The 14624-nt window shown below is 65.9% G+C and carries 13 protein-coding genes; 4 read left to right on the plus strand and 9 right to left on the minus strand.

What is annotated here, in order from left to right; genetic code table 11:
• Positions 1-197: 197 nt before the first annotated feature.
• Genes rsmD through G332_RS0101030 form a run of 3 tightly spaced genes read right to left on the minus strand, consistent with a single transcriptional unit; the run spans position 198 to position 3521 of the window.
• On the minus strand, positions 198-809 hold the full coding sequence (rsmD, locus tag G332_RS0101020) for a 16S rRNA (guanine(966)-N(2))-methyltransferase RsmD (protein ID WP_019625135.1): 612 nt from the start codon (positions 807-809) through the stop codon (positions 198-200).
• Positions 796-2094 (minus strand): pitrilysin family protein, encoded by a 1299-nt coding sequence (locus tag G332_RS0101025; RefSeq protein WP_019625136.1) that lies wholly within the window; start codon positions 2092-2094, stop codon positions 796-798. The genes rsmD and G332_RS0101025 overlap by 14 nt, the downstream gene beginning before the upstream one ends.
• A gap of 14 nt (positions 2095-2108) precedes the next feature.
• On the minus strand, positions 2109-3521 hold the full coding sequence (locus G332_RS0101030; RefSeq protein WP_019625137.1) for a pitrilysin family protein: 1413 nt from the start codon (positions 3519-3521) through the stop codon (positions 2109-2111).
• Between the two features lie 55 nt (positions 3522-3576).
• Here G332_RS0101030 and ftsY point away from each other — a divergent pair, with 55 nt between their 5' ends.
• From ftsY to rpoH, 4 genes are all read left to right on the plus strand, one after another.
• Positions 3577-4584, plus strand: coding sequence for a signal recognition particle-docking protein FtsY (gene ftsY, locus G332_RS0101035; protein ID WP_019625138.1), 1008 nt, complete (start codon positions 3577-3579; stop codon positions 4582-4584).
• Positions 4585-4596: 12 nt separating this feature from the next.
• On the plus strand, positions 4597-5274 hold the full coding sequence (gene ftsE / locus G332_RS0101040) for a cell division ATP-binding protein FtsE (RefSeq protein ID WP_019625139.1): 678 nt from the start codon (positions 4597-4599) through the stop codon (positions 5272-5274).
• The gene (locus G332_RS0101045) at positions 5271-6200 is read left to right on the plus strand and encodes an ABC transporter permease (protein ID WP_019625140.1); all 930 of its coding nucleotides are present in this window, start codon (positions 5271-5273) and stop codon (positions 6198-6200) included. The genes ftsE and G332_RS0101045 overlap by 4 nt, the downstream gene beginning before the upstream one ends.
• Before the next feature lie 102 nt (positions 6201-6302).
• Positions 6303-7169 carry an RNA polymerase sigma factor RpoH gene (rpoH, locus tag G332_RS0101050; RefSeq protein WP_019625141.1) on the plus strand — a complete coding sequence of 289 codons (867 nt, stop codon included), beginning with the start codon at positions 6303-6305 and terminating at the stop codon, positions 7167-7169.
• Between the two features lie 423 nt (positions 7170-7592).
• On the opposite strand, the gene ccoS is transcribed toward rpoH, so the two are convergent.
• The 6 genes from ccoS to G332_RS0101085 form a co-directional block, all read right to left on the minus strand.
• Complete coding sequence (gene ccoS, locus G332_RS0101060; RefSeq protein ID WP_019625143.1) at positions 7593-7835, minus strand: cbb3-type cytochrome oxidase assembly protein CcoS; 243 nt, start codon at positions 7833-7835, stop codon at positions 7593-7595.
• 167 nt (positions 7836-8002) lie between these two features.
• On the minus strand, positions 8003-10546 hold the full coding sequence (locus G332_RS0101065; RefSeq protein ID WP_051080514.1) for a heavy metal translocating P-type ATPase: 2544 nt from the start codon (positions 10544-10546) through the stop codon (positions 8003-8005).
• A 146-nt stretch (positions 10547-10692) separates the two neighbouring features.
• Positions 10693-11523 carry a FixH family protein gene (locus G332_RS0101070; protein ID WP_019625145.1) on the minus strand — a complete coding sequence of 277 codons (831 nt, stop codon included), beginning with the start codon at positions 11521-11523 and terminating at the stop codon, positions 10693-10695.
• Positions 11524-11827: 304 nt separating this feature from the next.
• On the minus strand, positions 11828-13228 hold the full coding sequence (gene ccoG, locus G332_RS0101075) for a cytochrome c oxidase accessory protein CcoG (RefSeq protein ID WP_019625146.1): 1401 nt from the start codon (positions 13226-13228) through the stop codon (positions 11828-11830).
• A gap of 251 nt (positions 13229-13479) precedes the next feature.
• Positions 13480-14409 carry a cytochrome-c oxidase, cbb3-type subunit III gene (ccoP, locus tag G332_RS0101080; RefSeq protein ID WP_019625147.1) on the minus strand — a complete coding sequence of 310 codons (930 nt, stop codon included), beginning with the start codon at positions 14407-14409 and terminating at the stop codon, positions 13480-13482.
• Positions 14406-14624: a cbb3-type cytochrome c oxidase subunit 3 gene (locus tag G332_RS0101085; RefSeq protein WP_019625148.1), complete on the minus strand. Its 219-nt coding sequence runs from the start codon at positions 14622-14624 to the stop codon at positions 14406-14408. Before G332_RS0101085 ends, ccoP begins: the two co-directional genes overlap by 4 nt.

The following is a 14624-nucleotide window of genomic DNA, read 5'->3' on the forward strand; positions in this document are numbered from 1 at the left end:
TCGCTTTCCCCTTTTATTCTTGTGGCAAGCGCAAGACCGGGCGGAATGATTCCGGCTCTAGTGCCGGAAGCCGCACGGGGAAGCGCCCGTTGGGCGTTATCGCAATAGGCAGGTCCCCGACACGGTACCCAAAGACGCGCCCCCCTGCAAAAGCAACGGCATGCGGGGTGCCGAGGGGTCGCCGCGGCGCGACGGCATCAGTCGGCGGTGTCGGACCCGGCCTGCACCAGCAACAGGGCGCGTGCCTGACCGCCCTGACGTTCGCGTTCCACTTGCCAGCCATCTGCAACCAGGCAACCGAGATCGGCCTCGGCCTCGATCTCGACATACACGCGGCTGTCGGGGTGCAACCAGCCCGATGCCCGCAGAGCCGCCAGCACCGGCATCACCAGACCCTTGTGAAACGGCGGGTCCACCAGCACCAGATCATACGGGCGGCCCTCCGGTGGCGGGTCCGCCAGCACACCCAGGGCATCGCCCCGGCGCACGCGGACCTGCTCGGCGCCGAGGGTGTCGCAGTTGGCCCGGAGCTGCGCCACCGCCCGGGCATCGCGCTCGATCAGCAACACCGTATCCGCCCCGCGCGAAGCAGCCTCCAGGCCCAGCGCCCCGGTACCGGCAAACAGGTCGAGCACCCGCGCCCCCGGCAATCGCGGCTGCAGCCAGTTGAACAAGGTCTCGCGCAGGGCATCGGCGGTGGGTCGCAGCCCGCCCACCGCCAGCACCGGCAACCAGCGCCGCCGCCAGGCGCCGCCGATGATGCGGATGCGCGCCGGGCGCCCGGCGGGGGCGCGCCTACTCCTGCCCACCCACGATCACCGTGACCATCGCATCCGGGTGGATGCGCTCGCGCAGGCGCTCGTTCAGGTCATCCAGCTCCACCGCCTCCATGCGCTCGATGTAGCGTTCCAGATAGTCCAGCGGCAGGTCGTAGAAGGCCATCATCCCGAGCAGGCTGACGATATCGCTGTTTGAGGCCAGCGACAGCGGGAAGCTGTTGACCACGTTCGCGCGCGAGGCCTCCAGTTCCTCGGCAGCAATCCCCGCGGAATGCCAGCGCACCAACTCCTCGCGCAGCGCCACAACCGCCGCGTCCGCCTGATCCACGGCGGTCTGCATCCCGATCCGGAAGGGCCCCTCCACCGCCATCGGCTGCAGGCGACTGTTGACCGAGTAGGCCAGGCCACGTTCGCTGCGGATCTCCTGGAACAGCCGCGAGGTAAATCCGCCGCCCCCGAAGGCGTGATTGGCGAGTGTCAAAGCGTAATGATCCTCGTCGCCACGCCGCAGCGCCGGGGCGCCCATCAGGATATGGGCCTGCTCGGAGGGAAACTCGATGCGCTCCTCCACCGGCTCGTCACGTGACTCTACGGCCGGCAGCGGCTCCGCCGCCGCGCCCTGCGGCAGCGCCGCGGAGATCCGGTCGGCCACCGCCTCGGCCTCCTCGCGCGTCAGGCCACCGGTGATCGCGAGGGCACCATTGCCTGAGGTGTAATGGCGCCGATAGAAGGCGCGCGCATCATCGGGCTGCAGGGCTTCCAGAGTCGCGCGCTCGCCGCCCGGCCAGTTGGCGTAGGGGTGATCACCATACATCAGCTCGTAGAAGCGGCGACTGGCGACGCTGCCCGGGTCCTGACGCTCGCGCTGCAGGCCCTGCAAGGCCTGACGCCGCGCACGCTCGAAGTCGGCCTCCGGAAAGGCAGGTTCGGCCAGCACGGCGGTCAGGGTCTCCAGCGCGGTCTCCATCCAGTCCGGCTCGGTCAGGCTGCGCAGGCTGACAATCGCCATGTCGCGCAGTGAATTGGTGCTAAACCGGGCACCCACCGATTCGAAGCGCTCGGCCAGTGCGTCCGAATCCATCGTCTCCGTGCCATGGCGCAGGGCACTGCTGGTCAGCGCAGCGAGGCCATGCTGGTCGCCATCGCGCGCGGCGCCGCCGTCGAACGTAAGACGCAGATCGACCATCGGCAGATCCGGTGCCGCCACATAGAGGACCCGCAGGCCCGCGTCGGTTGTCCATTCCTCGATCTCGACCGCCTGGGCCGGCAGCGCCAGCAGCCAGACCAGGGCCATCAGCCATCCCGCACGCATCATCTTGCCTCCCGTCATCACATGCCCCCCGCGGTGTCACCATGGGGTTGCACCGAGGCCGGTTCGGGCGGGGCGTCGCCATCCAGGGGCTGCGGGTCGAGGATGGCAACCGTACGCCGCTGCGGCACCAGGTATTCGCCTGCCACGCGCTGCACGTCCTCGGCGGTGACCGCCCGCACGCGTTCCACGAAACGATCGCTCTCACGCCAGCCAACCCCGACGGTCTCCAGCATCCCCAGTTGAAAGGCCTGCGAGCGCACCGAGTCGCGCTGGTAAATCTCGGACGCGATGACCCGAGCCTGCACCCGTTCCAGTTCGCTTGCGCTGACCGGTTCGTCCTGCAGGCGCTCCACCTGTTCCAGCAGCGCGGCCTCCAGCGTGTCCATATCGGTATCCGCCGTGGGCACCGCCGCGATCAGAAACAAATCATCGAGCCGGCTGAAGGCGCTGTAGCGGGCCGAGGTTGCACCGGCCAGCTCTGCACCGCGCACGATCTCGCGGGCGAAACGCGAGGCCTCACCGGAATCGAGGATCCCGGCAGCCACCAGCAGCGCATAGGCATCCACCGGATCGTCCACGGTGTTCAGCACCGGTGCCTTCCAGCCCATCATCAGATAGGGCAATTCCGCCCGTGCCTCCACGGTGATCCGGCGCTCACCCTGCTGCGGGGTTTCGGTACGCGGCTTCGCCACGGGCAGCTCCCCGGCCGGGATATCTCCGAAGTGCTCGCGAGCCGCGGCGATCACCCGTTCGGCATCGACATCGCCCACCACCACGACGACCGCGTTGTTGGGGTGGTAGTAGCGGTCGTACCACGCCTGGTTGTCCTCCAGGGTGTAGGCCTCGATGTCACTCATCCAGCCGATCACCGGGTTGCCGTAGGGATGGTTGAAGAAGGCCGTGGCCATCATCTGCTCGCGCAGCAGGGCGTTCGGCTGATCCTCGACCCGCAGGCGGCGCTCCTCCTTGACCACGTTCAATTCCGGGCGGAATTCGTCTTCCTGCAGCTTGAGGTGCTGCATGCGTTCCGCCTCCATCGCCATTACCGTTTCCCAGTGATCGCGCCCGATCACCTGGAAATAGCCGGTGTAGTCACGTCCGGTAAAGGCATTCTCGCGGCCGCCCAGGCGCGAGATGACGCGCGAGAACTCACCCGGTTCGTATTGCTCGGAGCCGCGGAACATCATGTGCTCCAGCATGTGCGAAATTCCGGTGATTCCGCTGTGCTCGTCGGCGGAGCCGACGCGGTACCAGACCATGTTGGCCACGACAGGCGCTCGCCGGTCCTCCAGCACCAGGACCGTCAGGCCGTTTTCCAGCGTGGCCTCGACCACGTCCGATTCGATCTCCGCCGTCGTCGCCGGCACCACCAGAGGCCAGGCAAACGCGAGCGCCGCGAGCAGCGCTGGAACCCATTTTCTACCGCGCATGATTCATCCATCCTCGTGCTAGCATTGGCGAACTTTCTACTTGACCCCATCGAGCATGTTCGGTTTCCGCAAGAAGTCCTCCGAAGACCCCGCCCTCCCCGCCACCGAGACCTCCGGCACCGAGTCGGAGCAGCCCGCCCGCGGGGGCTGGTTCCAGCGCCTGCGCAAAGGTCTCGCCAAGACCGGGCAGGCCCTGGGTGGCGACCTCGGCTCCCTGTTTCGGCGCAAGATCGACGACGAACTGTTCGAGGAGCTGGAAGATCGCCTGCTGCTCGCGGACGTAGGCCTGGATGCGACCCAGCAGATCATGGATCGTATCACCCGCGAGGTGAAACGCGGCCAGCTGGACGACGCCGAGGCCCTGATGGATGCCCTCGAGGCAGCCATGGTGGACGTCCTCGAGCCCGTCTCGCGCCCGCTGGAGATCCCGGCGGGCGAGCGCCCGTTCTCGATCCTGGTGGTGGGCATCAACGGAGCCGGCAAGACCACCACCATCGGCAAGCTGGCGCATCATCTCCAGACCGACGGCCGCTCCGTCCTGCTGGCCGCCGGCGACACCTTCCGTGCCGCGGCGGTGGAACAGCTGCAGACCTGGGGCGAGCGCAACCAGGTCCCGGTGATCGCGCAAGGCACCGGGGCGGACTCCGCATCAGTGGTGTACGACGGCCTGCAGGCGGCCCAGGCCCGGGAGATCGACGTCATGATCGCCGACACCGCCGGGCGCCTGCACACCCAGACCAACCTGATGGAAGAAGTACGCAAGGTCAAACGGGTCATGGGACGACTGGACGAACATGCGCCGGACGAGGTCCTGCTGGTGGTGGATGGCGGCACGGGCCAGAACGCATTGAATCAGGCCCGTCAGTTCCACGAGGCGCTGGGGCTGACCGGGATCGTCGTCACCAAGCTCGATGGCACGGCCAAGGGCGGGGTGCTGTTCGCGCTGGCCGAGCAGCTGGGCGTGCCCGTGCGGTTCATCGGAGTCGGAGAAAGCGCCGAGGACCTGCAGGTATTCGACGCCCGCGCGTTCGTGCGCGCCCTCCTCGGTCGCGACAGCGACTGACGAGCCGACGGCATGATCCATCTGCAACGCGTCACCAAGCGGTTCGGCAGCGCGGCAGAGGCGCTCAGCAATGTCAGCCTGCGCGTGGACTCGGGAGCGATGGCCTTCATCACCGGGCCCTCCGGGGCCGGCAAGAGCACCCTGCTACGCCTGATTGCCGGGCTGGAACGCCCGACGCGGGGGCGCATACGGGTCAACGGGTACGACCTCGAACGGCTGTCGCCGCGCGCAATCCCGAGTTTTCGTCGCAGTATCGGCCTGGTCTTCCAGGATCATCGCCTGCTGTTCGACCGTCCGGTATTCGACAACGTCGCCCTGCCGCTGGAGATCCTCGCCTACAGGCGCCCGGAGATGCGCAAACGGGTACGCGCCGCCCTCGACAAGGTTGGCCTGCTGCACAAGGAAGCCGCCAACCCGCGCACGCTGTCCGCGGGGGAACAGCAGCGCGTGGGCATCGCACGCGCAATCGTGCACCGTCCGGTCCTGCTGCTGGCGGACGAACCGACCGGCAATCTCGATCCGGCCCTGTCACGCGAGATCCTGCGGCTGTTCGACGACTTCAACGGAGTCGGCATGACCGCGCTCATCGCCAGCCACGACATCGGCCTGGTAGAGCGCATGGGCAAGCCCATCCTGCATCTTGAAAATGGCCGCGTCGAGGCCCGGGCCCGGCCGGAGCCACGCACATGAGACCCGGCCATCACCTGCTGAATGCCTTCCCGGCCTGGATGGAGGCCCATCGCGACGCAGCGCGCCGCAGCCTCCAACGCCGGCTGCAGGCACCCATCCTGAGCCTGATCAGCATCGCCGTCCTCGGCTTCATCCTGGCGCTTCCGGCCTACCTCTGGGTCCTGCTGGACAATGCCCGGTCCCTGTCCGCCCATATCGACCACGACCCGCGGATCGCGCTCTACCTCGACGCCGTGGAGGCCGCCACCGTCGCCGATCTGGAACGCTACCTGGAGACCGATGCGCGCGTAGAACGCTGGACCTGGATCGACGCCGACACGGCCCTGGCCCGGTACCGCGAGGGGCTGGCCGACCCGAGCCTGCTGGACTGGATGGAAGAGAACCCGCTGCCGGATGTGATCGATGTCGTACCCGCCACCACCGACCCGGCCACCCTCGACGCGTTGCGCGACGCACTCGCGGGGATCGCGCCAGGCGCCGGTGTGGTCAGCGACGATGAGTGGGTCCGGCAGCTCAACAGCCTGCACCAGCTGGGGCTGCGCATCCTCTCCGTGGTGGGCGTCCTGCTGGGCCTGGGGGCCGTGCTGATCCTGGCCCTGGCTACCGCTTCGGAACTGCGCGAGCGCCAGGAGGAGATCGCCATTTCACGGATCAGCGGGGCCACCCATCGCTTCCTGCGGCGGCCCTCGCTGTACGGTGGCCTGATCACCGGCCTTGGGGGCGGCGTCTTCGCCACCATACTGCTGCTGTCCGGGACGGCCCTGAGTCAGGCACCGCTGGCGGACGCCGCCGCCGCCTTCGAACTGGACTTCAGCCTGTCCCTGCCCGGCGCCGGACCGCTGGCGAACCTGCTGCTGGCCGGGCTCGTACTCGGCTGGCTGGGCGCGCGGCTTGGCAGTGGCCATGCACTGCGGGATGCGCCGTAACGTCATCTTTTACCCCGGGAAACTCCGAAACTTTTTCAGGGTTTAGCACTCTCATCATTAGAGTGCTAACCTATTCCCATCAAGCAGGAGGAACCCGAACGCATGACCCAAGCCCTGAGCACCCCGCGCGTCGACATCCCCGCCCCGGTGGGCAACCTGGACCACTACATGCAGGCAGTCGGCCGCATTGAGGTCCTGGATACGGAACAGGAACGTGAACTGGCCGTGGCGCTGCACGAGCGCCAGGACCTGGACGCCGCGCGTCAGCTGATCCTGCACAATCTGCGTTTCGTGGTCCACGTAGCCCGCGGATATCAGGGCTATGGCCTTCCCCTGGGCGACCTGATCCAGGAGGGAAACGTCGGCCTGATGAAGGCGGTGCGTCGCTTCGACCCGAATCAGGGCGTACGCCTGGTCTCCTTCGCGGTGCACTGGATTCGCGCCGAGATCCACGAATTCATCCTGCGCAACTGGCGCATCGTCAAGGTGGCCACAACCAAGGCGCAGCGCAAGCTCTTCTTCAACCTGCGCAGCGCAAAACAGCGTCTCGGCTGGCTGTCCAACGACGAGGTCGCCGCCGTCGCGCAGGATCTCGGGGTCTCCGAGAAGGATGTCTGGGAAATGGAACGCCGCCTGTCGAGCCAGGATGCCAGCTTCGACCCCGGCCCCGAAACGGATGACGATCACGGCTACCAGGCGCCGGCCGAGCGCCTGAGCCTCGAGGACCTGAGCGACGACCCGGCCCACGTAACCGAAGACGAGGACTGGGACCGGCATTACCAGGAACGCCTGGGCCAGACCCTCGCGGAGCTGGACGAACGCGCACGGACCATCCTGATGCGGCGTTACATGGGCGAGCAAAAGGCCACATTGCACGAGCTGGCCGCAGAGTACGGTGTGTCCGCAGAACGCATCCGGCAGATCGAAAACAACGCGATCAAGCGGATTCGCGCTGCCTTCACCGACTGATCGGCGGCGGGCGCTGACAAGGCCGGGATGGCTTTATTCAGCGCCTCTACGGACGAACAAAGAAAGGCCTCGAGCGTGACGATGCCCGAGGCCTTTTTATTGTGTGTGCAGAACCGGAGCGATCCGGCAGCACGCCGCCTTAACCGAACAGGATGACCGAGAAAAAGCTGAGCCAGGAGAAGATAATCAGGGCCGCAGTAAAGGTCAGCGGAAAGTTATCGAAGCTAAACCAGTCACGCATGTTGCTATCCTCGGAAACAATTCAAATTCGTGTTATTCAAGAGTACGTCCGGGCGCGCCCCAGCGCAAGGAATACGCCGATAAACGGAGACAGTCGTACCGGGGCACGCGGCCACCGAGCCGGAGCGGGTGCGCGCGCAGCGCCCGGAAGCGGGCAAACCGCTGTTTTCCGGGACACACGGTTCACTCTTTGCCGCGTCTCTCGGCGCGCTGCGCGTCGGCATCCCGATCGTCGTCTGCGGCCTCCCCCGTCTCGTTGTCTGACGTTCCCGTCGGAATCCGGGCGTCGTCATCATCCATCAGGATACGGTAGGCCGGGCCTTCGAGATCCTCATACTGTCCCGAACGAATGGCCCAGAACAGCACCACGCCCACAACCAGGGCGAACAGCATCGCGAGCGGAATCAGCAGATACAGGATAGACATGATAATAGTCTAACCGCTCACGAGCAGCGTCTCATCAACCTGTATGTTGCGACGATCACGCAGGGTATTGGCCGCACAGGCGGACAGGGGAATGCCATCGGCACCATACAGCCGACGGCCCCTCCCTGTGCGGACAGGAGACCGGCACAACGCATGCAACGTGCGGGTTAAGCCGCCCTGTCTTCCCGTACGGCCAGGGCCGCACCGGTCCGCGCGGCCTCGCGGTCGCGCCCGGGGCGCAACCGCAGCGCGTTACCAACCACCAGCAACGAACTGAGTGACATCCCCAACGCCGCCAGCCATGGCGTCAGCAGCCCGGCTGCCGCCACCGGCAGCGCGACGGCGTTGTAGCCTATGGCCCAGGTAATATTCTGACGGATGATGCGCTCCGTACGCCGTGCCTGCTGCAGCGCCTCCAGCATATGCTCCAGACGGTCCGACATCAGCACCAGGTCGGCCTGGGTCTGCGCCAGCTGCGTGCCACCGCCCAGTGCCAGCGACACATCCGCTCCGGCCAGGACCGGGGCATCGTTCACCCCGTCCCCGACCATCAGCACACGGTGCCCGGCCTGCTGCAGACGGCGGACTTCGGCGAGCTTGCCTTCGGGACTCAGACCGCCCAGGGCCCGACCGATCGCCAGGCGGTCGGCGAAGGCCCGGGCCGCCTCCGGGCGATCACCGGTCAGCAGGACCACCTCAAGACCGCGCGCCCGCAAGCCGCCGAGCAGTGCATCCACATCCGTCCTCGGGGTGTCGGCCAGCCAGAAACAGCTGACCACACGACCATCCACCTGCAACCAGACGGGCGAAGCAAGCGAGTGCTCGGCCGGCGGTGTAGCGGGCGGCGGCTCGTCCGCGAGCATGGCGGGCCCGCCGATCGCGACTTCCAGACCGCGAATCCGACCACTCAGGCCGTGGCCGGGCACGTTGATAACCCCATCGGCCTGCAGCTGGGCCTCGCGTTCGCCCACAAAGGCGCGGGCGAGCGGGTGCTCCGAGTACGCCTCCAGCGCGCCGGCCCAGTCCACCCAGTCCTCGCCGTCCGGCGGCGGCACCAGATCCGTGCGCGCCACCAGCCGGGGCTGCCCTTCGGTGAGGGTGCCGGTCTTGTCCAGGCACACCGTATCCACGCGCGTCAGGGCCTCCAGGGCCCGCCCGCGGGTCACCAGCAGACCAAGACGTGACAGCGTACCGGTGGTCGCCGTGAGCGCGACCGGCGTGGCGAGCGCCAGCGCGCAGGGGCAGGTCGCCACCAGCATCGCCACCATGACCCAGAGGGCGCGCTCCGGATCGATCCAGGCGTACCAGACGAGGCCGGCCAGTGCAGTCAGCAGGAGCACGGCCCCGACAAACCACCCTGTTCCCTTTTCGGCCAGACGGGCGATGCGGGGCTTTTCGCTCTGAGCGCGGTCGAGCAGACGCTGGATCTCGGCCAGCGTCGTCTCCGCGCCCACACGGCGAATCTCCACTGTCAGCGGGCTGTCTACGTTGACCGTGCCACCCACAACATCACTGCCCGGGGTGGTGAGCTGCGGTTCCGGCTCCCCAGTCAGCAGCGCCTGATTGACGGCGGAGCGGCCCTCGACCACCACGCCATCGGCCGGGATGGATTCGCCCGGCCGCACCTGGACATGATCGCCCGGCGCCAGTTCGGCAACCGGCACCGACTCGAAGCCTCCGTCCGTCCCGCGGCGATGGGCAATCGCCGGTACCAGGCGATCCAGCCGATCAATCGCCTGCCCGGCATGGCGTCGGGCGATCAGCTCAAGGTAGCGGCTGACCAGCAGGAAAAACACGAACATCACCACCGACTCGAAATAGACATGTTCGCCGGTGCCGATGATGACTGCGTACAGACTGGCGGCATAGGTCGCGACAATGGCCAGACTGACCGGGACATCCATGCCCAGCCGTCGTTGCCGGAGATCGCGCCACGCGCTCTGATAGAACGGAATGGCCGAATACAGCACCACGGGGGTGGTGAGTATCGCGGCCACCCAGCGCATGAACTGCATCAGGTCTTCATGTTCGACGTCGTCCGCGCCCAGCCACAGGGCAACCGCGAGCATCATGACCTGCATCATGCCGAGGGCCGCCACCGCGATGCGGCGCAGGGCCAGCCCGCGTTCTCGCGCCAGCGCCTGTTCTCGGGTTCCGGGATCATAGGGATGGGCGTGATAGCCGATATCACGGATCGCGCGCAGGACATCCGACAGGCGGATATGCTCCGGATCCCAGACCAGCCGAGCGCGGTGGGTGGAATAGTTCACCGAAAACTCGAGTACGCCGGGCAGATTCTGGACATGGCGTTCGTTCAACCAGACGCAAGCGGCACAGGTAATGCCCTCGAGCATCAGCGCCGCCTCGCGACGCGGGGCGTCACTGGCGGGGGCATCGGTCACGAACTGCTGCTGGACTGCGGGATTATCGAACAGCTCCAGTTCCCGCAGCTCTTCCGGAATCAGGGGGGCGCCGGCGACGCCGGGTGCCACTGGCCGATGGTGGTAATAGCTCCCCAGGCCGTGCTCAATGATCGCGGTCGCCACCGCCTGGCAGCCCGCGCAGCAAGTCGCCCGCTCACGCCCCTCGAAGGCAACGGGATAATGGGCCGACGGGGGTACGGGAAGCCCGCAGTGGAAACAGGCGCCGGTGGCGGGCTCGGGGTCTTGCCGCGGCTCCTGCACCTGCCCGGAGTCGCTCCTGGATGACATGGCTCAGCAGGAAGAGTGGCTTTTGCGCAGCGACGGCACCAGCGCGGTGTGCGTGCTAGCCATCACACTGCCGCGGGCATCGCGACCCATGGCGGATAGGCGCCATCTCGGCGCTATCACCCACATCAGCACAGATCCTTGCGCGCCTAGCTGGACACACCGCGCACACGGGTACGCGCCTGCTGCTCCAGGCGGTGACCGTCGTGCTCGACAAAGTAGCGGACCTCCCAGCGCCCCGGTGACGGCAGCTGGACCTCGACCTGATACAGGCCGTCGCCCACGGGCTGCATGTCGAACGTCTGGTCCTGGCGCGCGTCGGCCACCCAGAGAAAGGCGCCCGAAATCGCGGCATCCGAGATCGCGCGTCCCTCCGCGTCCCTCACCTCTACCAGCAGCCGGGCGGTCTCGCCCTGGACGGGATCCTCGTCCCAGCCCTGGCGTACCTGCCAGCCCAGCTCACGCTGCTCCTGCAACTCACTGATGCGATGAACAGCCAGCGCCTGGTCGCGCTCCTGGATGCCACTGACCGTTCCCGGGAAACCGGAGGTGACCTTCTCGGCCGGATTGTCCGGCGTGGGCAGGAGGGTCCCGATGAACTGCTGGGGCATGCCATTGTGCGCCAGCGTGATCAGGACGGCCTGGACCGACGCGATGATGGTGAAGAACCCGACCAGCACCATCGGGGCCCAGTGCAAGCGCCCGAGCTTGGCCTTCCCGCCATCGGTGGCCTCGGCCTCCTTCTGGGTGAAGATGATCCCGAGCCCGTAGGGCACGATGATGTAGAGCGCCAGATGGATCGCGAAGACATCCGCACCCTGCCAGGTCAGGATCGACGCAGGGATGAACACGAACAGCATGATCGCGACCACCAGCGCGGAGGTGTTGTAGGCCTTCAGCCCGGTAAACTTGTAGATCAAGCCAAACAGCAGCGCGAGCGCCATGCTGCCGAGACCGAGGGAAATGACGAGGTTGCTCATGGTCGGATCTTCACATTCTGGGGTTTGGATGTCGGGGTTGCGTCAGTGACGCGGTGTCGGGGCATCCTGGCCCCAAGGACGGGGTTCCCGCCACAGCCTCCCGGGCCTGCGCCGGCGAGCGCCCAATCCTCGACGGGTAACCAGCGCCCTCGTGCACGCAACGGCAACGTTGACAGACGCGGTACCCGACATCCTTGGGTAGAACCATCGACGGTTGCGTTGTACGACCGCGCGGTGGATAAAGCGCCCGGGCGCCGGAAACCAGGGAATACCGGCGCGAGGGCGCACACAGCTCCAGTTTGCCTCAACGATGACTGAACTGGGAGCCCGTCTCGAATGGCTCGATCCGACCCTGCCGATCCGAAATCACGAAGCTGAACTGCTTGGGCGAGTCGGAGCCGGGGGCGGGATCATGGCGTACACGAGCCAGGACCGTCAGGCGCTGGCCAGGGTCCAGGCGAATCTCTTCCACCTGACCAAGGTCGAGCTCAGCCCCCTCCAGGCCCGCAATACCGATTTCAAACTCGAGCGGCTGGTCTGTCACGTTGTTCAGACCGATCTCGTAGCGATTCTGGATCCAGCCATCGGACATCTGCACGAACAGCGGCTGGCGCACCTGGTTGACGTGAACATCTGCAGGGGGCCGTTGCAGAATGCTGAACGCAAGCGCGCCGATAATGACCAGGATGGCGACACCGTAGCCGATGCTCTTCCCCTTGAGGAAACGCGTCTTCCCGCCTTCGAGTTCGCGCTCGGAGGAGTAGCGGATCAGCCCGCGCGGCCACCCCTGCTTGTCCATGATGGTATCACAGGCATCGACACACAAGGCGCAGTGAATACACTGGTATTGCAGCCCGTCGCGGATATCAATGCCGGTCGGACAGACCTGTACGCAGTAGCCACAGTCGATGCAGTCACCAACCCCGGCGGCCTGACGGTCCTCCCGCTGCTGCAGGTTCTTGAGCGGCTTCGCCCGGCCGGCATTGCCCTCGCCCCGCTCCTGATCGTAAGAGACGATCAGCGTATCCTGATCAAACATCACGCTCTGGAAGCGGGCATAAGGGCAAATGAAGGTACACACCTGTTCACGTGCCAGACCGGCCGCGATGTAGGTGGTGGCCGTGAGGATACCGGCGGTGATGTACGCCGCCGCGACGGCCTCGCCGGTGAAGAATTGCGCCGTAATAGTCGGCGCGTTGCCCCAGTAAAGAACAAATGTAAACGCCGTCGCAAACGCCACGAGCAGCCAGAGCGCGTGAGTAGTACCGAGCTTCAGCACCTTCTCGGCATTCCAGGGCTGCTTCGACAGGCGCACCCGCGCAGGCCGCTCACCCTGGATCTTGCGTTCCACGAACTGGAAGACATCAGTCCACAGGGTCTGGAAACAGAAGTATCCGCAGAAGACGCGCCCCAGCACACCCGTGACAAAGAACAGCAACAGCGCCGCGAGCATCAGCAGCCCCGCAAGCCAGAAGATATCCTGCGGATACACCACCAGGTCAAAGATATGGAACTGGCGCCCCGGTATATCGAACAGAACGGCCTGGTTCGGGCCGTATTCGCGATCCCACCGCATCCAGGGCAGCACAAAGTACACCGCATACGCCAGCAGCAGGATGCCGGTCTTCAGATTGCGGAACCGCCCCTTCACCGACCGGGGATGGATCGGGATACGGGCCTGATAGAGTGGTTGCGGTTCTGACATGAATCCTGCCTTCCGGGGGCGCCCCGGCGCTTGGCACGCCTGAGCGTGCGCTACTTCTGGGGTTGCACAAGACGGGTGCGGTCAGGGCCCCGACCCGGTCAAAGTCGGAGGCCCCATCCAGGAAACCCCTCACCACATCAACGACAACGGCCTTTCCAAACAATACAGGGGCCCGGACCCAAGTCAACAGACCTGGTCGGAACCCCCGTGTGAGCCACCGGGCACCCCTCCCGGGCGCCTGGTTCAGCCGCTTACTGCCCGCCCCCGAGCGAGTGGACGTAGGCGGTCAGCATCCGGATCTCGTCATCCGACAGGCGGTCGGAGAAACCCGGCATCTCCCGCTGCACACCGTCGTGCACAAGATCCGCGACCATACGCAGGCGCGCCTCGTCGCTTTCCGCACCGCGAATGTCAATCAGACCCCACAGGTTGTTGGTCAGGTTCGGGGCGCCCTGAGAGGCAAGACCACCGCCATCGGCACCGTGGCACTGGAAACAGCCACCATCCATACCCTGGTAAATCCGCTGACCCGCATCGACCATGTCGGCGTCCATCTCGTAGTCGTTCAGCGAGAGAACATACGCGGCAACCGCGTCAAGCTGGTCCCCTGTGAGGGTATTGCGGTAATCCGGCATGTAACCGAGACGGCCCTCGCGGATGGTGTGCTCGATCTGGTCGACACTACCGCCCCACTTCCAGTGGTCATTGGTCAGGTTCGGGTAAAGACCGACCACACCGGCGCCCCCGACCTGGTGACAGGCAGCGCACCAGGTACCAAACGAACCCTGGGCGTAGGCATTCACGAAGCTCATGGAGTCGGCGTCCGCAAGGATCGTTTCATAATCCTGCGCACTGACCTGCTCCAGCATCTCGCGCTGGCGCACGGCGTGGTCACCGAACTGCATGTCCCGGGCCAGCAGTGCACGGGTGTTCCAGTGTGTCGTGCGCTCTTCCCCATCGACTTCGTAGGTAACGCTGGCGATACCCTTGGTGAAGCTGTCGCCAATCGGCCAGGCCGGATAAAGCAGCCAGTAGACCAGCGCGAACACTATCGTGGCGTAGAACCCCCACAGCCACCAGCGCGGGAGCGGGTTGTTTAACTCGGCAAGATCACTGTCCCAGAGGTGCCCGGTGGTCTCGACTTGGCCCTGACCCGGTTTGCGTTTGTCCTGTGTGCTCATTGCTTTTCACTCTCGGTTTGGTCGCGCCGAGCCGTCGGCTCCCGGTGCGAATCATCTTCGTCCAGAGGAATATAGCGATACGTCTCGAACTTCTTGGCCCGGCTGGGCTTGGCGAAGAGATAGATCACGATCCCTATGAAGGTGCTCATGAACAAGATCAGCGCCAGCATCTTGCTGTTGCCCAGGTCCGTGATCCATACCCAGAGTTCTGCCAT

The organism is Thioalkalivibrio sp. ALJT (assembly GCF_000381825.1).
In the GTDB taxonomy this organism is placed as follows: Bacteria; Pseudomonadota; Gammaproteobacteria; order Ectothiorhodospirales; family Ectothiorhodospiraceae; genus Thioalkalivibrio.